General features: G+C 63.2%; 16 protein-coding genes. 12 read left to right on the top strand and 4 right to left on the bottom strand.

Annotated features, from left to right (window positions below):
- Nucleotides 1-354: 354 nt before the first annotated feature.
- The 12 genes from PQQ96_RS18095 to PQQ96_RS18040 all read left to right on the top strand — a co-directional run bounded on the left by PQQ96_RS18095 (nucleotide 355) and on the right by PQQ96_RS18040 (nucleotide 15940).
- The gene (locus PQQ96_RS18095; RefSeq protein ID WP_408294456.1) at nucleotides 355-1833 is read left to right on the top strand and encodes an RNA polymerase factor sigma-54; all 1479 of its coding nucleotides are present in this window, start codon (nucleotides 355-357) and stop codon (nucleotides 1831-1833) included.
- A gap of 138 nt (nucleotides 1834-1971) precedes the next feature.
- Nucleotides 1972-3159, top strand: coding sequence for a pyridoxal phosphate-dependent aminotransferase (locus PQQ96_RS18090; RefSeq protein ID WP_408294454.1), 1188 nt, complete (start codon nucleotides 1972-1974; stop codon nucleotides 3157-3159).
- A 258-nt stretch (nucleotides 3160-3417) separates the two neighbouring features.
- Nucleotides 3418-5214 (top strand): S10 family peptidase, encoded by a 1797-nt coding sequence (locus PQQ96_RS18085; protein ID WP_408294451.1) that lies wholly within the window; start codon nucleotides 3418-3420, stop codon nucleotides 5212-5214.
- 171 nt (nucleotides 5215-5385) lie between these two features.
- Nucleotides 5386-6132 (top strand): FadR/GntR family transcriptional regulator, encoded by a 747-nt coding sequence (locus tag PQQ96_RS18080; protein WP_408294450.1) that lies wholly within the window; start codon nucleotides 5386-5388, stop codon nucleotides 6130-6132.
- A gap of 324 nt (nucleotides 6133-6456) precedes the next feature.
- Nucleotides 6457-7200, top strand: a complete 744-nt coding sequence (locus tag PQQ96_RS18075) for a (Fe-S)-binding protein (protein ID WP_408294448.1) — start codon at nucleotides 6457-6459, stop codon at nucleotides 7198-7200.
- Nucleotides 7197-8588: a lactate utilization protein B gene (locus tag PQQ96_RS18070; protein WP_408294445.1), complete on the top strand. Its 1392-nt coding sequence runs from the start codon at nucleotides 7197-7199 to the stop codon at nucleotides 8586-8588. The genes PQQ96_RS18075 and PQQ96_RS18070 overlap by 4 nt, the downstream gene beginning before the upstream one ends.
- Nucleotides 8575-9171 carry a LutC/YkgG family protein gene (locus tag PQQ96_RS18065; protein WP_408294443.1) on the top strand — a complete coding sequence of 199 codons (597 nt, stop codon included), beginning with the start codon at nucleotides 8575-8577 and terminating at the stop codon, nucleotides 9169-9171. Before PQQ96_RS18070 ends, PQQ96_RS18065 begins: the two co-directional genes overlap by 14 nt.
- A 145-nt stretch (nucleotides 9172-9316) precedes the next feature.
- On the top strand, nucleotides 9317-9742 hold the full coding sequence (locus PQQ96_RS18060) for a type IV toxin-antitoxin system AbiEi family antitoxin domain-containing protein (RefSeq protein WP_074287349.1): 426 nt from the start codon (nucleotides 9317-9319) through the stop codon (nucleotides 9740-9742).
- Nucleotides 9705-10661: a nucleotidyl transferase AbiEii/AbiGii toxin family protein gene (locus PQQ96_RS18055; protein WP_408294440.1), complete on the top strand. Its 957-nt coding sequence runs from the start codon at nucleotides 9705-9707 to the stop codon at nucleotides 10659-10661. The genes PQQ96_RS18060 and PQQ96_RS18055 overlap by 38 nt, the downstream gene beginning before the upstream one ends.
- A gap of 105 nt (nucleotides 10662-10766) precedes the next feature.
- Nucleotides 10767-12644 (top strand): VRR-NUC domain-containing protein, encoded by a 1878-nt coding sequence (locus tag PQQ96_RS18050; RefSeq protein ID WP_408294437.1) that lies wholly within the window; start codon nucleotides 10767-10769, stop codon nucleotides 12642-12644.
- Nucleotides 12641-14917, top strand: a complete 2277-nt coding sequence (locus tag PQQ96_RS18045; RefSeq protein ID WP_408294435.1) for an ATP-dependent DNA helicase — start codon at nucleotides 12641-12643, stop codon at nucleotides 14915-14917. The genes PQQ96_RS18050 and PQQ96_RS18045 overlap by 4 nt, the downstream gene beginning before the upstream one ends.
- A gap of 171 nt (nucleotides 14918-15088) precedes the next feature.
- Nucleotides 15089-15940 carry an alpha/beta fold hydrolase gene (locus tag PQQ96_RS18040; RefSeq protein WP_408294432.1) on the top strand — a complete coding sequence of 284 codons (852 nt, stop codon included), beginning with the start codon at nucleotides 15089-15091 and terminating at the stop codon, nucleotides 15938-15940.
- Here PQQ96_RS18040 and PQQ96_RS18035 read toward each other — a convergent pair.
- From PQQ96_RS18035 to PQQ96_RS18020, 4 genes are all read right to left on the bottom strand, one after another.
- A complete protein-coding gene (locus PQQ96_RS18035) occupies nucleotides 15879-18434 on the bottom strand; it encodes a mechanosensitive ion channel family protein (RefSeq protein ID WP_408294430.1) in 2556 nt (851 codons plus the stop codon). The genes PQQ96_RS18040 and PQQ96_RS18035 overlap by 62 nt on opposite strands.
- Nucleotides 18435-18651: 217 nt before the next feature.
- Nucleotides 18652-19002 carry an NIPSNAP family protein gene (locus PQQ96_RS18030; RefSeq protein ID WP_408294427.1) on the bottom strand — a complete coding sequence of 117 codons (351 nt, stop codon included), beginning with the start codon at nucleotides 19000-19002 and terminating at the stop codon, nucleotides 18652-18654.
- A gap of 114 nt (nucleotides 19003-19116) precedes the next feature.
- Nucleotides 19117-20778: an MFS transporter gene (locus tag PQQ96_RS18025; protein ID WP_408294425.1), complete on the bottom strand. Its 1662-nt coding sequence runs from the start codon at nucleotides 20776-20778 to the stop codon at nucleotides 19117-19119.
- Between the two features lie 144 nt (nucleotides 20779-20922).
- Entirely contained in the window at nucleotides 20923-22356 is a 1434-nt protein-coding gene (locus PQQ96_RS18020; protein WP_408294422.1) for a sigma 54-interacting transcriptional regulator, read from the bottom strand.
- Nucleotides 22357-22705 lie beyond the last annotated feature (349 nt).

Below are 22705 nucleotides of genomic sequence, written 5' to 3'. Positions count from 1 at the left end.
TGTTGTCTGCGACCAATTCGCGTGAAAAGACCCACGTCAGTCCACATCGTGTTCATCCGCAAGGTATGTGCCCGGCCCCGGCACAGGTACTCGGTGCCGGAGAATGCCCGTACGGCACAGGCATTCAGGCTGAGGAGTGGCGGGAAAGGCATGTTCGGCGCGCTTGTCCGGCAACCCGAAAGGCCCGCGACCGGAAATTGCCGGGTTCTTGTAAAAATGGCGCTCACCTGCTGCGCAATCGGCGGACCTGAAAAGGCGAAACTGAGAAAAAACAGTATGTTGGGCGAACTGGTATGACAGTTGCTCTATTGAGGCCACGTACCATTTTTCTGCGACTAACGGGACCTCACTACAATGCCTTCTATCGAACTACGCACAAGGCAGTCTCTCGCACTCACGCCGCGTCTCCAGCAGTCCGTGCGGCTGTTGCAGTTGTCGTCGCTGGAGTTCCAGCAGGAGTTGCGCACCGCGCTCGACACCAATCCGTTCCTCGAGTACGACGCGACAGACACGGAAGACGTCGCGCTCGCCGCTGCAACGCCAGGCGATGACGACGGCGCGCCCACCACGGAGCCCGTCACCGCTGCCGAACCTGAATCGTTGCCGGCTGAACCCAACGGCAGCGACTCGATGGAGAGCGCGGGGCCGGATGACGTGCCCGGCGACTTTTCAGGCGACTACAGTAGCCGCAGTTCGACGCGCCAGAACGGCGACGCCGAGCGTAGCGATCCCGCCGAATGGGCGCGTTCCCAACCCACCTTGCGCGAGCAGTTGCACGACTCGCTGCGCCTCTTTCGACTCGATGACCGCGACCGCGCGGTGGCGCGCTTCATCATCGAGGCGCTCGACGATGACGGCTATCTGCGTCAGTCGCTCGCCGATCTTGCGGCTAGTGTCGACCTCCAGCCTGAACTGACCGAAGAAGAATTGCTGGTGGCGTTGCGCCTCGTGCAATCGCTCGATCGTCCCGGTCTCGGCGCGCGCTCGCTGTCCGAATGCCTGTCGCTGCAATTGAACGCGTTGCCCGCGGATACCCCGGGACGCGATGTCGCGTGCCTGGTCGTCGAACAGCATCTTGAACGCCTCGCGCGCCGCGAACAGGCGGAACTGCAAAAGCAGATCGGCTGCAGCGCCGAGGAACTGCGGGTGGCCTGCGCGCTGGTGCGTAAGCTTGACCCGAAGCCGGGCAATTGCTACGGCTGCACCGAAGACAACTACGTGGTGCCGGACGTGATCGTGCGTCAGGTGCGCAATAAATGGGTCGTGTCGATCAATCCGGCCGTGCAGCCGCGAGCACGCATTCATCGCATGTATGCCGAGTTGTTCGCGCAGTCGGCCGGTGCAAGCCGCTCGCCGCTCGCGCAGCAATTGCAGGAAGCACGCTGGCTGATCCGCAATGCGCAGCAACGCTTCGATACGATTCAGCGCGTGGCCGAATGCATCGTCGCGTATCAGAAGGCGTTCTTCCAATACGGGGAAATCGCGCTCAAGCCGATGGTGCTGCGCGATGTGGCTGAAGAACTCGGTCTGCATGAGTCCACCATTTCGCGTGCGACCGGCAACAAATATATGGCGACGCCACGCGGCATTTTCGAGTTCAAGCACTTCTTCCCGCGTGAACTCGGTACGGAAAGCGGTGGCACCTGTTCGGCCGCGGCGGTGCGCGCGTTGCTCAAGGAAATGATCGCCGCGGAGAACACGCACGATCCGCTGTCGGATGTGACGCTCGCGAGGATGCTGGCCGATCAGGGGGTGCTGGTGGCACGGCGCACAGTGGCGAAGTATCGCCATATGATGAAAGTGCCGCCGGCGGAACTGCGCCGGCAGGTTTAAGCGTACTTCGCCTCCGTTAAAGCGGGGCTTCATTGAACGGTCACGCGAGACAGAGTGCTCGCGTGACTCTTTTTCGTATCTGGACGTTTCGCACGCGCCCCATTACATTGGCGGCTCAAGTCGAAACGGGGTGAGTCAATGAAGTACTCGAATCTGGTCGAGCGATTGCAGGGCCGGCGCACGTCGGCGTGGGAGATCCACCGCGTCGCCCAACAGGCGCTGGCCAATGGCGAAGACGTCATCGTGCTGAGTGTTGGCGACCCTGACTTCGCGACACCCGCGCCGATCGTCGAGCGTGCAATCGAGGCATTGCGCGACGGCGATACGCACTACAGCGCCGTGTCCGGGCGTGAGCCGCTGCGTGCGGTGATTGCCGAAGAACACGCGCGCACCACTGGTTGCGCCGTGAGCGCGGCCAACGTGATCCTGACCGCAGGTGCGCAGAACGGTGTGTTCGCTGCCTCACTGTGCCTGCTGGAAGCGGGCGACGAAGTGATCGTTCCCGAGCCGATGTATCTCACGTACGAGGCCTGCGTGCGCGCCGCGGGCGCCACGCTCGTGCCGGTGCCGGTCGATGCCGCGCGGGCATTTCACCTTGACTGTGACGCGCTCGAAGCGGCTATCACGCCGCGCACTCAGGCCATTTTCTTTGCCACCCCGTGCAACCCGACGGGCGTGGTGATGCCGCGTGCCGATCTCGAGCGCATTGCGCGGCTCGCCAGCGAGCATGACCTATGGGTGCTGTCCGACGAGGTCTACGCGGATCTCACCTTCGAGCGGGAGCATGTGAGCATTGCTGCATTGCCCGGCATGGCGGAACGTACGGTGACGCTCGGCAGTCTGTCGAAATCGCATGCCATGGCGGGTTGGCGTGTGGGCTGGGCGATCGGGCCTGCCACGCTGATCGAGCATATGGGGCGGCTCGCGCTGGCTATGCTCTATGGTTTGCCTGGCTTCATCCAGCAGGCCGCGTTGACGGCCCTGCGGAACAAGGCGTCGATCGTCGCCAAAATGCGCGAGGTTTACCGGCGCCGCCGCGATGTCGTCTTCGAGCGCCTGCATCGCGTGGCGGGCTTGCGTTGCCTGCTGCCCGAAGCCGGTATGTTCATGATGGTCGACGTCAGCGGCACGGGCCTCGACACGGTTGATTTCACCTGGCAGCTGTTTCGCGCACAAGGCGTGTCTCTGCTCGACGCCAGCGCCTTTGGCGAAACCGCGAACGGCTTCGTGCGGTTGGGTTTCGTGGTCGACGAAGCGAGTCTGATCGACGCGTGCGAACGGATTGCGGCGTTCGTCGGCGGATTGCCGGTACGCGCTCGGGCGTAGGCCGGGGTACAGGAAGGCTGCCTCAACCTTGAATGCCAGGCGATGTTCTGGCGGCGTCGCGATAGGGGGCGCAGCTTTCTTAAGTATTTCGAATTGCTTTCGTTTCCCCCGGTGAAACGATGCGGCTTGGGAGACGCGCGTGTTAGAGCGAGTTTTCGATTGACGTCTTTATTGCTTGCGTCAAGAATCGTTCGCCCAGTTCGTCTTAACCTAGACAACCGGGACATCGACGCATATCGACTCGCAGCCGGAAACCCCATGGCCCTTCGCTTCTATCTCTCGTTGCGCCGCTCACTGCTGGCAGGGTCCGTGGCGGCCGCTCTGGTGGCGATGGCGCTGGTTCTCGCCATCCTCGCCGTGTTTAGTCAGATGTGCGTGGCGGCCGAACTGGATGACTCATCCGCTGCCACTGCCAGCCCTGAAACAGCCACGTCGCCGGCCAGCTCAGCGGGCGTGCCCAGCGTGCCCAGCGCTCAGGCAGAGACGTCGGGGCAAACCGTCGATGCGAACGGGCAGCTAGTCAAGGCGCCACGCGCCAATCCATCGCGTACCGGCCGTCCACCGCAGGCGTCCGCGGCCACCCGGAACGATACGCAAGACAACTCGCAGCACAACGCCAAACCCGAGGCCACGGCGATTCCCGTCCCGCCGGAGAGCACCACGGTGACGCAGCATTCGATCCGGCTCGACGGCCGCAAGATCGACTACACGGCGACCGCAGGCAACCTGCTGCTGCGCGACAAAACCGGGCAGGCCAATGCGAGCATTTTCTATGTCGCGTACACGGTCGGCACCAAAGCGCCCTCGACGCGCCCCGTCACGTTCCTCTTCAACGGTGGACCGGGGGCGGGCAGTGTGTTCCTGATGATCGGCTCGTTCGGGCCGAAGCGGGTGCGCACGGCGAGTCCCGCGATCACGCCGCCCGCGCCGTATGTGCTGGATGACAACCCCGATAGCCTGCTCGACAGCACGGATCTGGTCTTTATCGATGCCGTGGGCGCGGGCTTGTCGAGGACCGTTGGGCATGGCACCGGGAAGGATTTCTGGGGCGTCGATCAGGACCTCGACGCGTTTTCGCAGTTCATCGACCGCTATCTGACGGTGAACCAGCGCTGGAATTCGCCGAAGTACCTGCTTGGCGAATCGTACGGTACCGCGCGTGCCGCGATGCTCGCGTATCAGCTGGGGCAAAACAATATCGCGCTCAACGGCGTGATCCTGATGTCTTCGGTGCTCGATTCCGCGGCGTTTTCACCCGGCTCCGATTTCCAGAGCGAAAGCTATTTGCCGAGCTTCGCGGCGATCGCCTGGTACCACAACAAGATCGTGCCGAAACCGGCCAGTTTGCCGGCCTTTCTCGATGAGGCCCGCGCGTTCGCGCGTGGACCCTATGCACAAGCGCTCGCGCAGGGCGACGCGTTGCCTGATGCGCAGCGCGACGAGATTGCCGCGCGCGTCGCGCAGTTCACCGGGCTCGATGTCGATTACGTGAAGCGAAGCCGCCTGCGTCTCTATCCGTCGCGCTTTCGCAATCAATTGCTGCGCGATCAGTCGCGCAGCGTCGGCCGTTACGACGGACGTTTCGAAGGGCTCGAATATGACGGCGTGTCCGAGCGTCCCGATTTCGACGCCTCGGTGAGCAGCGTGTCGAGCGCGTTCGACGCCGCGCTGCATCAGCATCTTGCGCAGGACCTGCACTTCACGCCCACCGACCGCTATCGCGTCTTCAATGACGATGCGTTGAAGCAGTGGGACTGGAAACATCGTGAGTGGTGGGGCGAACGCTTGAACGAGCCGTATGCGGCGGGCGATCTCGCCGAAGCGATGCGCCAGAATCCGCAATTGCGCGTGATGTCGCTGAACGGTTATTTCGACCTCGCCACGCCGTTCTATGCGACCGAATATGCGCTCGCGCATCTGGGTATCGATGCGCCGCTGCGCGCCAACGTGCGTATCACCTACTATCCAACCGGCCACATGATCTATCTCGACGACGCCGCGTTGCATGCACTCAAGCGGGATCTGGCGAGTTTCTATGCGGCGGGCGCGAGCTAGTTTTGTCGGCGGCGGTGCCCTACGCCGCTGCGTCCCGTGCGCAAGTCCGCGGCAAGTCGTGGAACGGTATAATTTGCACACTTTGCCGCGCCCGTTTGAAGGTGCGTCCATGCCGTTGTCCACGGCTTCGCCGACCAGGCTTCATTAACCCGGCTTCATCCACCGCTGCCCATGCCATTTCTCCCGATCCAGTCCTTCACGCGCAAACGACTCTCCGACGTGGTGTCCGACCAGATCAAGCAACTGATCTCGGACGGCTCGCTGATGCCCGGCGACCGGTTGCCGGCCGAACGCGATCTGGCCACGCAGCTCGGTGTGTCGCGGCCGTCGTTGCGGGAAGCGCTGATCCGGCTGGAAGCGGACGGTTATATCGAAACGTCGGGGCGGGGCGGCTTCACGGTCGTCGACGTCACCGCGCCAATCATCTCCAAGCCGCTCGCTGAGCTGCTGCTGCAAAATCCGCGCACCAGTGCCGATATTCTCGAACTGCGCCAGGGTCTCGAATCGATTTCGACGGTGTACGCGGCGGAGCGTGCCACGGCAGCGGATCTGCAGAAGATCACCGAAGCGTTTGAAGCATTGAAGGCCGGCTCCCAGTCGCAAGACCGCGTGAACCTCGCGGAACTGGACGCTGCGTTTCACCTCGCCATCGCCGACTCCACGCATAACATCGCGCTCGCTCATGTGATGCACGGAATCCATACGCTGATTCGCGAAGGCATGCGCCAATACCATCGCCTGATCGACTACGACGACGCGATGGAAAAACAGTTGATGAACCAGCATCAGGCGATCTACGACGCGGTCATCGCGCGCGACGCACAAAAGGCGCGCAAGGCCGCCGAGCGTCATTTGACCTATGTGCGCGAAATGTACAAGGAAGACGCGGCGAAACCTTCGCCGAGCGTGATTTCCTGAGTTTGCCGGGCTGCTGATCTTCTGGTTTATCTGACCTTTTAAGCCCCGTTCGCGCTCGCCTCGCGAGCGGCGGATCGCACACCTGCGCTGCCGCGTAGCGACCCTCACAGCCCGTTCCACCAGCGATTTCCGGTTGACACCGTCCGGCATCTTTCCTTTATAATTCGTGGTCAGACCAACATGACCAGTCTGACTGAGTGGTCACAATGAGCGGCCATGCTGACCGGCCAGACGCATGGCGTCGGCGGGAAACGCCTGCGCCGCCGCGATTCCCGAGCTAGAGTTAGTGAATCACCGGCTACCGCCTTTCTTTTCAACGAGCCTATGAAAGTCGCCCTGTTTATCCCGTGCTTCATCGACGCGTTCTATCCCGAAGTGGGGATCGCCACACTCGAATTGCTGGAACGCTTCGGCATCGAGGTCGACTATCCGCAGGAGCAAACCTGCTGCGGCCAGCCGATGGCCAACAGCGGTGCGCAAGCCGAAGCAGCCGGTGCCGAGCGCGTGTTCGCGCGCAACTTCGCCGGCTATGACTACATCGTCGGGCCGTCGGCAAGTTGCATCCACCACGTGCGCGAGCATTTGATCGCGCTCGAGCAGACCGATGAGGTCAGGAAGGTTCGCGCCAATGCCTATGAACTCGTCGAATTCCTGCACGACGTGGTCGGCGCGCGCGAATTTCCATGGGCCGAGTTTCCGCATCGCGTTGGCCTGCATAACAGTTGCAGCGCGTTGCGGCATCTGAAGGAGGCGTCGGTTTCGGAGATTGCCGGGCCACCGTTTTCGAAGCCACGCACTTTGCTCGAAGGCGTTAAAGGCATCGAATTCGTCAAACCGTCGCGGCCGGATGAATGCTGCGGTTTCGGCGGCACCTTCTCTGTAACCGAAGAACCGGTGTCCGTGCGAATGGGGCAAGACAAGGTTCGCGATCACCTCAACGCCGGCGCGGAATACATCGTATCGGGCGATATGTCGTGCCTGATGCACCAGCAAGGCTGCGCGGAACGGATGAAAGCCGACGCCCGCTTCATCCATATCGCGCAGGTCCTTAACGGAGCACGCGCATGAGCCGGATCGATCACGCGAAAGCCGCGGGCGCTTTCATCAGGAAGACGGAGCACGTTGCGTTTCACGACAAGCGTCTGTGGGATCTGCGTGAGAAGCGCGATGCGCAGGCACACGGCATCCCGGAGTGGGAGACGCTGCGTGAACTGGCATCGGGCATCAAGGAACACACGCTGTCGCATCTGTCCGACTACCTCGAACAGTTCGCCGCTGCGGCTAAAGCCAATGGCGTCGTGGTGCATTGGGCCGCGACGGCTGAAGAGCACAATGCGCTGGTCCACAAGATCATGTCCGAGCGTGGCATGACCGCACTCGTCAAAAGCAAGTCGATGCTCACCGACGAATGCAAGATGCGCGAGTATCTCGAACCGCGCGGCATCACGGTCATGGAGACCGATCTCGGCGAACGTATTCAGCAGCTCGATCATCAGGACCCGAGCCATATGGTGGTGCCCGCGGTCCATAAACTGCGTGGCGATGTAGCCGAACTATTCGGCCGAACCATCGGCACCGATCCGCAAAACAGCGATATTCACTACCTCGCGGAAAGCCAGCGAATGAACACACGGCCGTACTTCGTGCGCGAGAAAACGGCCGGCATGACGGGCTGCAATTTCGCGGTGGCGGAGACGGGCGCAGTCGTGGTGTGTACTAACGAGGGCAATGCCGACCTGTCGGCGAATGTGCCGCCGTTGCATATCGCGTCGATCGGTATCGAGAAGCTGATTCCAAAAGTGTCGGACCTCGGCGTGTTCATCCGCATGTTGTCGCGCAGCGCGCTCGGCTCGCCGATTACACAGTACACCTCGCATTTTCGCGCGCCGCGTCCGGGCACCGAGATGCATTTCATCCTCGTCGATCATGGCCGCTCGGAGCGGCTCGCGATGGAGGACTTCTGGTATTCGCTCAAATGTATTCGCTGCGGCGCGTGTATGAACACGTGTCCCGTGTACCGGCGCAGTGGCGGCTTGTCGTATGGCGGCACGTATTCGGGACCGATCGGCGCGATCATCAATCCGACCTTCGATCTGAAGCGTTATAGCGCGTTGCCGTTTGCGTCGACGCTCAACGGCAGTTGCACGAATGTGTGTCCGGTGAAGATCAATATTCATGAGCAGATCTACAAATGGCGCACGGTGATCGCCGAACGTCACGAGGTGCCGTTCGTGAAGCAGGAGGTGTTGAAGATGGCGGGGCGCTTGCTCGCGAGTCCGACACTGTATCGGGCGACGGTGTCGTCGATGGGTGGTGCGCTGCGGCGTTTGCCGAATTTCGTGTTGTATAACCCGCTCAATATCTGGGGGCGGCAGCGTGAGTTGCCGGAGGCGCCGAAGCTGACCTTCCACGCCTGGTACAAGAAAAATCATGGAGGTGGCGATGGCAACGCGTGAAGCTTTTCTGGCCAAAGTGCGCGAGGCGCAGCCGCCGGCGCGGCCACGGCCTGATGTGCCGTTGTTCGCTTCGGCGGGCGGGGATTTACGGGCGCGCTTCACGACGGCATTGCAGGCGATGGGCGGCGCGTGTGCCGGGGTGCCGGCTGCGGGTGACGTGCTTGCACTGATTCGCGAGCGCTTCGGTGATGCGGCCTCGGTGGCGTCGGCGACGCCCGAAGTGCCCGGTACCCGCGTGATCACGGCCGAAACCGAACCGGCTTCGCTGCAGGATATCGATGTGGGTGTGGTGCGGGCGCGCTTCGGCGTGGCTGAAACGGGCTCGGTGTGGTTCAGCGAGCGCGAGTATGTGGTCAACGCGCTGGGGTACATCGTGCAGCATCTGGTGGTGCTGCTCGATCCGGCGCAATTGCTCGATGGCTTGCAGGACGTGTACCGTCGCGACGACTTCCGCGATGCGCGCTACGCGGCGCTGGTCACCGGCCCTTCGGCCACGGCGGATATCGAAGGCGTACTGATTCGGGGCGCGCAGGGGGTAAGGTCGTTGACGGTGGTGTGGGTGGCTGAACCGCAAGGAATCTAGTGGGCGCCTTGGCTTCGGGGCGCATGGCGCTCCCTCTTTCGGGTGCATGTTATACTAACCCGGTGATCGATGTTTGTTTAAATTTATTGAGTGTAATCATTAGTTTGTGCCTAATTTTAGGCGGACTTGATGATCGGAGTTTGTGATGGTCCTCGAAGATCGGCTGAAAATAGCAATTGCCAAGCGGGCGTCCGACGTGTTCCTGCGGACCGAGCTCGCTCGTCTTGGCAGTGAAGCCCAGATTGGGCGTGCGCTCCGCAAGCTGCTCGAGAGTGGGGTTATCGTCAAACTCGGCGTCGGCGTGTATGCAAAAGCCAAGCGCAGCGTCCTGTCAGGCGCGCCGATCCCTGTTCAGCCAGTTGAAATCCTGGCCGAGGAAGCCCTGACCAGAATGGGTGTCGAGGTCTACCCAAGCAGGCAAGTCGAGTTATACAACGCCGGTAAAACAACTCAATTGCCGGCCGGAACCGTGATCAATACCGGCAATCGCCGCATTGTGCGGAAATTGGGTTTCGGCAACAAAACTGTTCAATATGAAAATAATCTCGGAAGAACAGAAAGAGCTTATTGATTCGATCACGGCGGAGGGGCTGGCCGGAAACCTCTCTGCCTTTATCCTCGAGAAAGATGTTCACGTCACTGACGCCTTACACGCGTTGGCGAAACTGCAGCATCAGCACATTCAGTTCGTGTTTTGTGGCGGCACGAGTCTGTCCAAAGCGCATGGCTTGATCGAGCGGATGTCCGAGGACGTCGATCTGAAGGTGGTGCTGAATGCGGACCATGGGCTCTCGCAAAGCGGTGTGAAGACCCATCTCAGCAAGCTAAAAAACGCTGCTATAGACGCGATGAAAGCATTGGGCTTCCACATCATCGAAGCGGAAAAGCTGGCGCTCAACGCGAACCGTTACTTCGCGTCCGGTTGGAATTACAAAACGCGCTATACCGCTCACAACAGTTTGCGACCTCACTTAAGTCTCGAATTTACGGTGCGCACGCCGAGCTTTGCCGTTGTGCAAAAGCCTATCGGGTATCTGATCGACCGTTTGGCGAGTCGCGACGGGGTGCCGGTCCGTATGCCGTGCGTCGCTGTGGAAGAAACGCTCGCGGAAAAGGTTCTGTCATTTTTGCGCCGTCATGCGGAACACCGGGCCGGTGTGCGGGAAAACTCGGACCAGGCGTTGGTGCGCCACATCTACGACACCTACTGCATCGTCGGCTCGAACCCGGCATTCGTCGATCGAGCTGCAGCGCACTTCAAGAACTGCGTCGAATACGATCGCGAAGAGTTTCGCCATCACGCTGCGTTTGTCGAAGATCCGAAGCAATCCATGGCTGCGGCCTTGGCGACCGCGGAAACAGAAGAGCAGACGAAACGTGAATATGAGCAGGTGCTACTGCCACTTGTCTACGGCGCGGTGAGGCCGACCTTCGCAGAGGCCTTCGCGGTATTCAAGTCGACTGCGTTGAAGCTTTTGGCGACACTTTGACTATCGCGGAGTCTCGCGCCACTTTCGGCAAAGCGGTTGTCAGCCGGCCCTCCCACGGATTTTGATATCATCACTGTATAAACATACAGGTTTCATGAAAACCCCGTGGCGACAAGTGCTCCGTCAGACCTCCGCGCTGATGCTTCTTATTACCTGCTGAACTTCGAGCGTGCGCTGGCGTGGCTCGCCGAGCGTTACGACGATCTGCTGGACGCGCACGAACATGGCTTCCTGCGCGATTTCGCCGCTTTGCCTCAGCCGTCGCGCGCGTTGCTGGTTCGCATGCTGATGCGCAAGGGCACGCTGTTCCGCGCCAGCCGTCTTTCTTATGACGAGATCGGTTGCCCTTTGCAGGCCGTTGCGCCTCTGGCTGCGCTCGGTTGGGTCGACATTGAACCGGGCCTGACGCTTGACGATCTGTTCGCGCTCACCACGCGTCCCGAGTTGCTGCTGATCTTCGCGGACGCCATCGCGTTGATTCCCGGCGCGAAGGGCTTGCGCAAACCCGATCTGCTGGAAACGCTGCGGCCGTTTTACGACGGTGAAGGTGACGAACGAGGCGCCACGGCGCATCCGTTGTCCACATGGCATAGCCAAACCGCCGACTGCGTCTTCCACGTCGCCATCGCACCGCTTTGCGAGCGTCTGCGCCTGATGTTCTTCGGCAATCTGCAGCAGGACTGGTCGGAGTTCGTTTTGGCCGATCTCGGCGTGTTCCAGTACGAGAAGGTTGCCTTCGCGCCGTCGTCGCGCGCATTCCAGCAGCGCGGGGACGTCGACGTCTACCTTGCATTGCATGCGTGCCGCGAAGCGCTGGAATGGCTGCCCACGGGGGACTCTGAAGCCGACGCGATCGACGAACTCGTCGCCGTGATCGTTGCGATCGAAACCGCCAACCCCTGGCTCGAAACGCGTCGCGCGAAACTGCTGTTTCGTATCGGCCAGCATTGCGAGCGTCAACAGAACTGGCCCGCTGCACTTGCCGTCTATGCGCGTTGCGCGTGGCCCGGCGCGCGCCATCGGCGCTTGCGGGTGCTGGAACGCAGCGAGCAATTCGACGAAGCCTTCGCCCTCGCTTCAGAAGCCGCTGCCACGCCTGAAAGCGAAGAGGAAGCACAACGCGTCGCACGCATGCTGCCGCGTTTGCAGCGCAAGCGCGGCGAGCGGGTGGGGCGTGTGCCTGCCGCACGGCCGGTCGAGCGCAGCACACTGGTGCTGCCGAAGCCTGAGGCGCCGCAAGCAGTCGAATACGTCGCACGCGATCATTTGACTTGCGACTCAGCGCCGGTTCATTACGTCGAAAACGCGCTGATCAACTCGCTGTTTGGCTTGCTGTGCTGGGAGCCGGTGTTCGCGGCGCTGCCCGGCGCGTTTTTCCATCCGTTCCAGCGCGGGCCGGCCGATCTGCACGCGCCGGATTTTCATGCGCGCCGCGCCGAGCAATTCGCCGCGTGTCTCGCGCAACTCGACAGCGGTGCCTATCGCGAGACGATTCTGCGGCATCTGCAAAGCAAGGCAGGTCTGCAATCGCCGTTCGTCTTCTGGGGCTTGCTGACGCCGGAACTGGTTGCTTTGGCACTCGAGTGCCTGCCTGCCGTGCATCTGAAACTGTGGTTCGAGCGTCTGCTGCGCGACATCCGCGGCAACCGCTCAGGCCTGCCGGATCTGATTCGTTTCTGGCCGGCCGAGCGCCGTTACGAGTTGCTCGAAGTAAAGGGTCCCGGCGACCGCTTGCAGGACAACCAGATCCGCTGGCTTGCCTACTGCGCGCAGCACGGTATGCCGGTGCGCGTGCTCGATGTGCGATGGGCCGATGAAGACGTGGCCGTGTCCGAAGACATGATGACGGTGACAGCAGCAGAGATGGCGGCAAAGGTTACAACAGCAGTCACGACAGATGTTACGGCCGCGGCTCCGCAGGATGCCACCGCAGAGGTCACCACAGCAACCACAAAAGAAGCCCCCACCGAGGCTCGCACATGACCTACATCGTCGCCGTGCGGGCGATGTGCGAATTCACCGCGCGGCGCGGCGATCTGGATCTGCGCTTCACGCCCGCGCCCACTTCGCTCGAAGGCATGGCTGGCCACGTGACCGTCGCCGGCCGTCGCGCAGGCGGCTATGAAACCGAGGTCACACTGACCGGCACGCATCGCGGTTTGACCGTGCGTGGCCGCGCCGACGGCTACGACCGGGTGGCAAACCGGCTGGAAGAGATCAAGACCCATCGTGGCGCACTCGAACGGATGCCCGCCAATCACCGTACGCTGCATTGGGCGCAAGCGCTGGTGTACGGCCATCTGCTATGCCGCGCCCGCGGGCTCGCCGAATTGACGGTCGCGCTGGTCTACTTCGATATCGGCAGTCAGAAAGAAACGTTGCTGACTGAAACGCACACCGCACGTGAACTGGAGATTTTCTTCGTCGAGCAATGCGAACGTTTTCTCGATTGGGCCGTGCAGGAAGAGGCCCATCGCAGCGCGCGCAATGCCGCGCTCAGCGCCTTGCAGTTTCCGCATGGCCAGTTCCGCAGTGGGCAGCGCGAGTTGGCGGTGTCGGTGTATCGTGCGGCGCGTGACGGCAAGCCGTTGATGGTGCAGGCGCCTACCGGCATCGGCAAGACGCTGGCGACGATTTTTCCGCTGCTCAAGGCGTGTGCGTCGGATCAGATCGACCGCGTGTTCTTCCTCACTGCGAAGACGCCGGGCCGCGCGCTTGCGCTCGATGCGATCGAAACGCTCCATCACAGCGCTGAGCCGTCTTCTGCGCGCTTGCCGCTGAGAACCCTGGAACTGGTCGCACGCGACAAGGCCTGCGAGCATCCCGACAAGGCCTGCAACGGCGAGTCCTGTCCGCTTGCACGCGGCTTCTACGACCGCCTCGACGCGGCCCGCAGCGCGGCGTTGGCAGGGCCGAGGCTCGACCGGGCGTCGGTACGCGAAGCGGCGCACGAGCACGACGTCTGCCCGTACTATCTCGCGCAGGAACTGGCGCGCTGGTCCGACGTGGTGGTCGGCGATTACAACTACTACTACGACAGCAGCGCGATGCTGTACGCGCTCACGCAGATCAATCAGTGGCGCGTCGGCGTGCTGGTCGACGAGGCGCACAACCTGCTCGACCGGGCACGGCGTATGTACAGCGCGTCGCTCGATCAGGTTGCGTTCCGGCTCGCACGCAAAACCGCGCCCGCGACGTTGAAGAAGCCGCTTGAACGGCTGCAGCGCGAGTGGAACGCCGTCAAGCGCGCGCAGACCGACACCTATCAGGTCTACGACGATGTCCCTGGCAAACTGCTTTCGGCCGCACAGAATCTGATCGGCGCGGTCACGGATCAACTCGCCGAAGCACCGCTTTCAATCGACGATGCGTCGCTGCGGTTTTTCTTCGACGCCATGCATTTCGTTGCGCTGGCGGAGCAATTCGGCGAGCATTCGATTTTCGATATCACGCTCACCACGGATCGCTACGCGCCACGTGACAAAGCCAGCGCCACGCTGTGCGTGCGCAACGTGATTCCGGCGCCGTTCCTTGCGGGGCGCTACGCTGCCGCGCGCACCACGGTGATGTTCTCCGGCACGCTCAATCCGCATCATTTCTATCGCGACACGCTGGGTCTGCCGGAGCAGACGAGCTGGCTGGACGTCGATGGGCCGTTTCGCGCCGAGCAATTGCAGGTGCGGGTGGCTGGCAATGTATCGACGCGCTGGCGTGACCGCGAACGTTCGCTCGTCCCCATCGTCGATCTGATTGCAAAGCAGTACGCAGCGCAACCGGGCAACTATCTTGGGTTCCTGAGCAGCTTCGAATATTTGCAGCGGGTGGTGGCGTTGATGCGCGAGCGTCATCCGGAACTGCCGGTATGGGCGCAGGAACAGGGCATGGACGAAGCGGCGCGCGACGCGTTCCTGGCGCGCTTTCGCACCACGAACCAGGGCGTGGGCTTCGCGGTGTTAGGCGGCGCGTTCTCCGAGGGCGTCGATCTGGTCGGTCAGCAGTTGATTGGCGCCTTCATCGCAACGCTTGGTCTGCCGCAGATGAACGACGTCAACGAACAGATGCGCCGGACGATGGACGCGAAGTTCGGCAACGGCTACGACTACATGTATCTGTATCCGGGCTTGCAGAAGGTCGTGCAGGCCGCCGGCCGCGTCATCCGCACGGAGCACGACCTCGGGGTGGTGCATCTGATCGACGACCGCTACCGGCGGCCGGAAGTGCAGCGGTTGTTGCCCCGCTGGTGGCAGGTGCAATAAGCGGGCGCAACGAGCAGGCGCAATAAGTGGGTGCAGCACCGGGTGCAATAAGCGACTTACCGACGGCTCGCAAGCCGTTCTCTTTACCTGTCAGGTAATCGACCTGCGTACCACCACCCGGCAAAGTGGCGTCACGGCACAACAATTCCAACCCAAGGTAAAGAGGCTTCCATGAACGCGACCGCACCGCATCTCACCGACGACCCCAACATCATCCGCACCGCCGACCACGCGCGCCTTTTCTACCGCGACTGGGGACACGGCAAGCCGCTCGTGTTCCTGTCCGGCTGGACGCTGAATTCCGACATGTGGGCCTATCAGATGGAACCGCTGTCGCGCCTCGGCTGCCGCTGCATCGCTTATGACCGCCGCGGCCACGGCCGTTCGAGCGATCCGGGGCGGGGCTACGACTTCGACACGCTTGCCGACGATCTCGATAGCGTGCTGAGCACGCTCGATCTAAGCAACGTGACACTGGTCGCGCATTCGATCGCAAGCGGCGAAGCGGTGCGCTATCTGACGCGGCATGGTTCAGCGCGCGTGGCCCGGATTGCGTTCATCGCGCCCGCCGCCACGCCGTATCTGCTGAAAACGGAAGACAACCCGAACGGGATCGACGGCGCCCTGTTCGAGCAAGGCCGCGTCGCACTGAGCCGTTCCTTCCCCGACTGGATCGAGGCCAATGCCGCGCCGTACTTCGGCCCGGGCGTGTCGCGCGCGCCGCTCGACTGGACGGTCCGCATGATGCTGCAAACCTCGCATCAGGCCATGCTTGAACTCGCCCGCGTTCAGACCATCACGGATTTCCGCGCGGAACTGGCCCGCATCCGGGTGCCGTCGCTGGTCGTGCATGGCGACCGCGACGCCTCTGCGCCGCTCGAGCTGACCGGGCGGCCGACCGCGGCGCTAATCGAAGGCGCGTCACTGAACGTCTACGAAGGCGCGGGCCACGGCCTGTATTTCACGCATGCGGAGAAGTTGAACCAGGATTTGCTGGCGTTCCTGGGCCACCGGCCGGCGTAGGGTCGACGGGCAGTTGATCCTTCACCGGTGCGTCGGCTTTCCCGGCCGCTGCCTTCAACGAAGCGTCGGCCGGTGCCGTTGAAGGCGGTTGGTCCTTCGCAGCAGCCTTGGGGCCGTCATCCGGCGCGCCGTTCGATTCGACTTTGGCCGGTACGCTCTCCGGATCCCACGTCAGCAGATGCCGCTGCGGGTTGGCGATTTCGATGCCGCGCACGCTGAACTGGTCGAGAATGCGCCGGTTGAATTCACGCTGCACGCCCCAGCGCGCGGTGTCGCGGCATTGGATCTGTCCAGCCAGTGTCACCGCCGAGCCATCCACGCCATCCACGCCCCAGAAGCTGAAGTCGGACAGGATGCCGTCCTTGAACTTCTCGTCCTCGCGCAAGGCGGCACCGATTTCCTTCAACGTGGCGATCGCCAGGTCGACATCCTCGCCGAATACGATATTCACCTTTACCGCCGCATTGCCGAGTCCGCGATTGGTGTTGTTCACCGTCGTGACCGAACTGAACGGCACGGTGTATAGCGAACCGTCGCTGCCGCGCAACCGTACGGTGCGGATCGACAGATATTCAACCGTACCGGACACGCTCGCGAGCGTGACCCAGTCGCCGACCTGCATGGCGTTTTCCATCAGCAGGAACATGCCGGTGATGAAATCCTGCACCAGCTTTTGCGAGCCGAAGCCGAGCGCCACGCCGAAAATACTTGCGCCCGCCAGCAACGGCGCGATGTTCACACCGAGTTCGCTCAGGCCGGTGAGCACCACCACCAGCGCGATCACGCAAAAGAGCGCGCTGCGCAGCATCGGCAGCAGGGTACGCAGACGTGCGGCACGCACGAGGTCGCCGCTGGTGGTCCAGCGGTCGAGCCGCCGCTCGATCGCCACGTTGGCGCCTTCCCACACCACCAGCGCGATCACCGCGGCGACACCGATCGTGACCATCGCCGATGCCAGCCGATGGCCGATCGAACCGGCCTGGAACAGTTCGCCCACGTCGACGCCCCATACCTGCAGCAGCGCGAGCGCGGTGACGATGCAAATGAGCCACGAAACCACTCGCCGCAGCAGCGGGTAATAGCGGTAGGCATGCTGCTGCACGAGCGACTTTTCCGCGTCGCCCTGGACATGGAAGAGCCGTGCCATGGCGCCGAAGATCACGATCGCGATGACCCGCGCGCCCACCAGGATCGCCAGCGTAATGCCGCCGAGATGCAGCAGGGTGCGATAACCGTTCTGCACGTCGAGCGCCCAGATGAACCACAGCGCCATCACGACGAACGCCGCAAACCATGCCCACGCATCGGCGAGCGCGTTGCCGAACATTTCCAGCGATTTGCTCGCGGCAAAGCGGTTGCGGATCAATTCGCCGACCGGCTTCGCGCATTTCAGGATCAGAATCGAGATCATGATGTGGCCGGCGAGCGCGACGACCTTCATCAGCGCGAGATGCGCCGCGTCGTTCAACCCGAGCGACTGCGCGATTTCGGCGATTGCCGAACCGGCGCCGACCACAGCGACGATCCGCACGATCCAGCGCTGCACGAAAACGGCCCACGCATCGCTCATGCGCAACAGACGCAGGCGCGGGGCAGCCGGTTGCAGGAAGAAGCCGCTGGCGATCACGATCAGGCGGCACAGCACGTAGATGTCGATCAGCGAATTGAGCGCGCGGTCCTGCGGCGTGCCGTCGTCGGTGACGATCGACATCAGCGCGCTCGCCGCACCGATGAATACCGCCAATGGCAGCAGGCGCAGCACCATCGTCAGCAGCGCGCGCGGCAGGCGCTGCAGGAGCGTCAGGTGATGGACGGCGCTCTGCTTGACTTTGGCTTCGGGCGCTTTGTCCGTTGCGATTAGCGTGGACGAGGACGTTCCGGGCGTCGCCGCCTGCGCCGCGCCGTCTTCATCGCCCCGTTCGCGGCGCGCGGCGAGGGCCGCGTACGCGCGGCGCAACAGGCGGCGAGCAAGCCATTCGAGCACGAGCGCGGGCAGCAGCGCCGCCAGCAGCGACCATGCGACCTGACCCAGCACGCTACGCGCTTGCGGATTGGTCGATTGCCAATGCCACCACGCACGCACCGACGCTACGTCGAGCAGGGCAGCGACCGAACCGCGCAATGACGTGCCGAGGTGCGCGGCCCAATGCGCGCCTTGACGCGCCAGTTGCGAGGCGAGGCCATTGGACTGGAACGTGGCGGGAACGAGCGCCGCGGCGCCGCTGGCGGCTTTTGCCGGCGTGGCCGCAGCCGCGGAGGCAGGCGGTGCGCTGAGGGCGCCCGCTGCGGCGATCGCCTGGAGCGTGTCGCTGACTTGCGCGCGGCGGGTGGGATCATTGAGGACGCTGAGGGCCTGGCGGGCCTGTTCGGGCGTCAGGGTGAGCGCGGCGCCGGATGCCGCGGAGGCGGCGGCGGGTTGCGCCGCGGCGGCAAAGGCCGGCGACGCGCCCAGAAAGAGAAAAACGAGAAACCAGGCGTGAAGTATTTTTCGCATAGGGTGTAAGGCGGGGTACCAGGTGCGTACGGCGGTGCCGGGACCCGTGGATCGGTTCGGCGGCGTGACACTGAACCGACACGGGCTGAGTCGTACAAGTTCCATCCGCGGCGGCTTTCGGTGCTTTCGGTGCTTTCAGTGGTCACGCGAAAGTTCGGCCAGTCGGATCGAATTGTAGCGTCAGGTAGCAGAAAGCTTGCCTGCCCGGCGACGCCGCTTATTCCGTTGCTTCCACCGAGTCCGTCGCCGCCACCCCAAGCGTGCCTTCGACCACCTCGGTGAAGGTGCGCTCCTCGCGCAGAATGAAGCGCTTCGTTTGCGCAAGGCTGAAATTTTCCCGCGCCTCGGCGTCGCCTCTTAGCCTTGCCCGATAGGCCTCATACGCGGCGAGGCTGTCGAATGCGATCAACCCCCACGCGATGTCGTTGGTGCCTTCATGGGGCAGAAAGTAGCCGATCAGATGACCGCCACAGCGGGGAATAATGCGGCCCCAGTTGCGTGCGTATTCGTTGAAGGCATCGTGTTGGAATGGGTCGATCTGGTAGCGGATGAAGCAGGTAATCGTCATGTGCAAGCTCCGGTTGGGTAAGGGTGATAGTAAGCACCTGAGCACCAGTATGCTGACTGGCTGACCGCGACGTTTCACTGCATTCTGAACTGTCGATGGGATGGCACGAACACGCTACGGCTCGCTTCGCGAGCGGATCGTCACAGCCGCCAGCGCCGCGCCGGCCAGCGCACAAAGCGCCGACACCAGCGCCACCGCCCGCAGCGCCGCACCCAAAGCATCGGCTTGGGCCTGCGTCACTTTGGTCTGCGAAGCGCTTGGCGTGGTGGCGGGTGACGCTGAGCCTGCATCCATGCCGGTTTGTGCCAGCCGCGCTGCCTGACGCGCCGCTTGCGGCATATTCAACGCAGCGAGCCGGGTGTCGAGCGCTGCGTCGTGCGACCACACGAACACAATCCCGAGTACCGCAATCGCCAACAGACTGGCCACCCTGGCGACGGCGTTATTGATGCCCGAGGCGACGCCCGTACGCGCGGCGGACACCGACGTCATCACGGTCGTCGTCAGCGGTGCGACGGTAATCGTCATGCCAAGCCCGAGCACGACAAGCGCTGGAAAGAAGCCGCGCCAATATTCACCGCGTACCCAGGGCAGCGCGAGCATCGCAAAGCCGATCGCGGCGATTGCCGGCCCGATGCCCAGCAGGGCCCGCGCGCCATAACGGCCCGCCAGGCCACCGGTGAAACGCGACAGCACGCCGATCGTGACCGGCACCGGCAGCAGCGCGGCGCCTGCCTCGGTCGCGCTATAGCCATACGCGCGGATCAGCGTGAACGGCAGGAAAAACAGTGCGCCGCCCAGCCCAAAGTAGACCAGCAGCGTGACGAGGTTGGCGCCGACGAAGTCGCGCGAACGGAACACGTCGAGCGGCATCATCGGATTGCGGGTCTTCGCTTCGAGCACGACGAATCCGCTCAGCACGAGCAGGCCGCCGAGGATCGACGCCAGCACCCAACGGTCGCCGAAGCCGTGCGCCGACGCGCGGGTCAGGCCGTAGGTCAACGCAGCGAGCCCCGCGGCGGCCGCGACGGCGCCCGGCCAGTCGAGCCTGGGCGGCGCGTGCTCCGCGAGCGCGGGGTCCGGGTGGGATGAATTGTCTTGCTGACGGCTATCCGGCACGGCGATGACCGCCAGCGCGATGGTTGCGCACGCAATCGGTACGTTCAGGAAGAAGATCGCCCGCCACGAAAACGCATCGACGAGCCAGCCGCCCGCCACCGGTCCGACCGCCGACGTAATCGCACCAACGCCGGCCCAGGTGCCGATTGCCTGGCCACGCTCCTTGTCGTCGAACACCGCGCCGATGATCGCGAGGCTGCTCGGGACCAGAAGCGCCGCGCCGATCCCTTGCACGGCGCGCGCCGCGATCAGGGCGCCGACGCCGGGCGCGAGGCCGCAGGCGATCGAGGCCAGCGTGAACAAGGCAATTCCCGCGATAAACACGGTGCGCCGGCCGAGCTTGTCGCCGAGCGAGCCGCCCACCAGCACCAGCGATCCGAGAAACAGCAGATATGCGTTGACCACCCACTGGATAGCCGCGACGCTCGCGCCCAGTTCGTTCTGGATCGACGGCAGCGCGACGTTGACCACGGAGCCGTCGATAAACGCCATGCTCGAGCCGAGGATGGTCGCGGCGAGCGCGAGCTTTTTGCGCCGACAGGGGGGATCGAAGCCACGAGGCTGCGCGTGGATGGCGAGCGCGTCGCACGGGCTCGCCTGGGCGGGGAGGACGGAGGAGGGGCGGCGCACTAGCGCCGGAGCGTGCTGATCGGCCAAGTCCACTCCCGCGTGGATGAACGGCTTTCAGCATAGCAACGCCAGGCGGGATCCGATAGGCGGTTGCGATGTCCGGTGCTGCGGGCCGCGGCAATCGTCGCGGCAATGTCCGCGGCGGTCCGCGCGCTCAGGCAGCCGGTCAGATCAAGCCAGCGACTGCGCGTGCCGCTCCGCCTCGTCGTCGGCGTCCGCGCCGTTGACGTTCGACGCGCGCCCGGCCGCCGGTTCCTGATGCAGCCGGTTCGCATGGATCAGGCGATACAGCGTGGCCCGCGAAATGCCGAGCTCGGCCGCGGCCTCGGACAATCGGTAGCCGTGCCGCTGCAACGCGTGCTCGATGGCGTCCTTTTCGGCCTTGCTGCGGATTTCCGCGAGCGTCACGGCCGGCCCGTTGTCCGCTTCCGGCAAGCCGAGGTCGCTTGCCGTGATAAAGCGTCCCTCACTCATCACCACGGCGCGGCGCACGCAATTGATCAGCTCGCGCACGTTGCCCGGCCACGGATAGTTCGACATGGCGACGATCGCATCGCTCGACAGCCCACGCAATTTGCGCGCGCCATCCTGCCGGTACATGCTGAGCGCATAGTTGGCGAGCAGCTTGATGTCGCCGCCGCGTTCGCGCAGCGGCGGCTCGATAAGCCGTAGCACGCACAGGCGGTGATACAGGTCAGAGCGGAAGCGGCCGTCTTCGACGGCGCGGTCCAGATCGACGTGCGTCGCCGAAATCACCCGTACGTCGACCTTGATCGGCCCATTGCCGCCCAACCGTTCGATGGTGCCTTCCTGCAGGAAGCGCAGCAGCACGGCCTGGCACTCGTGCGGCATGTCGCCGATTTCATCCAGAAACAGCGTGCCTTCGTTAGCGCTTTCGATCCGGCCGATCTTGCGCTGTAACGCACCGGTAAAGGCGCCGCGCTCGTGGCCGAACAATTCGGCTTGCAGCAGGCTTGGCGGAATGGCCGCGCAATTGATGGCGACAAACGCCTGGCCGGCGCGCGGCGAGCGATCATGAATCGCACGGGCGGTCAGTTCCTTGCCGGTGCCCGATTCGCCGGCGATGAACACCGGCGCTTCGGTCGCGCTGCATTTGTCGATGCGCCGGTATAGCTGCTGCATCGCCTCGCATTGCCCAACCATGCCGTGCCGGCCGAGCGACGGCTCCGGCGCGACGGGCGCGTGCCGCAGGCTCGACAGTCCGTGCGCGTGGCCGAGCGCGAACACGAGCCGCTCGTTCAGCCACGGCCGGGTAACAAAATCAAAGCAATAGTCGAGGATGAAGCGGCTGACCAGTTCGTTTTCCGCCTGGCCCGGCGCGATCTGCGCGACCCAATTGGTTTCGACGCGCCGCATGCAGGAGGCCAGCACGGACAAATGCTGGGACGTGCAATTGCTGGGCAATTCGACGAGGCCGACCTTGATGTTGCCGCGCTCGATCAGGCGTTCGGCAGTCGTCGTGCTCCTCGCGTGCACCACTTGCCAGCCCGATGCGGCCAGGAAGCTGGCGAGATCCTGATCGGGCGAGTTCGACACGTACAAAACGGTGCGTTCGGTGTCGACAGGCGTGCAAGTCGTATTCATGTTACCCCCGGAACGTTGCTACTCTCATAACGGCTCTTTGACGTACTGGACAGACCGGCAATGACAATTTCGCGGTGGCGGCAATAGCGGGGGGCATGGTGCGGCAGTGCAAGCCGCGAGGTGTTACACATCGGACAGGCAGTAGAACGGCGTTCAACGCTGAACCCGCCTGACTATTTCATCCCCGAATCACAAATGCCGTTTTCTTAGATCGGTGGCCAGACATAGGCGCTCTACGTGGCGCATGGCTTAACCATAAGCGAAAGCGCATTCGAACGCTATACAAACAAATCTGGATTCGGAAACGATTTTCTCGCGGCAACGTGTGCGCTTCCCGTTCAAAAATAGC

Origin of the sequence: Paraburkholderia sediminicola (assembly GCF_046027825.1) — a bacterium.
Classification (GTDB): domain Bacteria; phylum Pseudomonadota; class Gammaproteobacteria; order Burkholderiales; family Burkholderiaceae; genus Paraburkholderia; species Paraburkholderia sediminicola_D.
Note: the sequence above shows the minus strand (reverse complement) of the source record. Positions and strands in the feature narration are given on the sequence as shown.

Bases quoted from the DNA above. Each gene is read 5' to 3' on its own strand.
- PQQ96_RS18095 (WP_408294456.1), top strand. From the start codon at position 355: ATGCCTTCTATCGAACTACGCACAAGGCAGTCTCTCGCACTCACGCCG.
- PQQ96_RS18090 (WP_408294454.1), top strand. From the start codon at position 1,972: ATGAAGTACTCGAATCTGGTCGAGCGATTGCAGGGCCGGCGCACGTCG.
- PQQ96_RS18085 (WP_408294451.1), top strand. From the start codon at position 3,418: ATGGCCCTTCGCTTCTATCTCTCGTTGCGCCGCTCACTGCTGGCAGGG.
- PQQ96_RS18080 (WP_408294450.1), top strand. From the start codon at position 5,386: ATGCCATTTCTCCCGATCCAGTCCTTCACGCGCAAACGACTCTCCGAC.
- PQQ96_RS18075 (WP_408294448.1), top strand. From the start codon at position 6,457: ATGAAAGTCGCCCTGTTTATCCCGTGCTTCATCGACGCGTTCTATCCC.
- PQQ96_RS18070 (WP_408294445.1), top strand. From the start codon at position 7,197: ATGAGCCGGATCGATCACGCGAAAGCCGCGGGCGCTTTCATCAGGAAG.
- PQQ96_RS18065 (WP_408294443.1), top strand. From the start codon at position 8,575: ATGGCAACGCGTGAAGCTTTTCTGGCCAAAGTGCGCGAGGCGCAGCCG.
- PQQ96_RS18060 (WP_074287349.1), top strand. From the start codon at position 9,317: ATGGTCCTCGAAGATCGGCTGAAAATAGCAATTGCCAAGCGGGCGTCC.
- PQQ96_RS18055 (WP_408294440.1), top strand. From the start codon at position 9,705: ATGAAAATAATCTCGGAAGAACAGAAAGAGCTTATTGATTCGATCACG.
- PQQ96_RS18045 (WP_408294435.1), top strand. From the start codon at position 12,641: ATGACCTACATCGTCGCCGTGCGGGCGATGTGCGAATTCACCGCGCGG.
- PQQ96_RS18040 (WP_408294432.1), top strand. From the start codon at position 15,089: ATGAACGCGACCGCACCGCATCTCACCGACGACCCCAACATCATCCGC.
- PQQ96_RS18035 (WP_408294430.1), bottom strand. From the start codon at position 18,434: ATGCGAAAAATACTTCACGCCTGGTTTCTCGTTTTTCTCTTTCTGGGC.
- PQQ96_RS18030 (WP_408294427.1), bottom strand. From the start codon at position 19,002: ATGACGATTACCTGCTTCATCCGCTACCAGATCGACCCATTCCAACAC.
- PQQ96_RS18020 (WP_408294422.1), bottom strand. From the start codon at position 22,356: ATGAATACGACTTGCACGCCTGTCGACACCGAACGCACCGTTTTGTAC.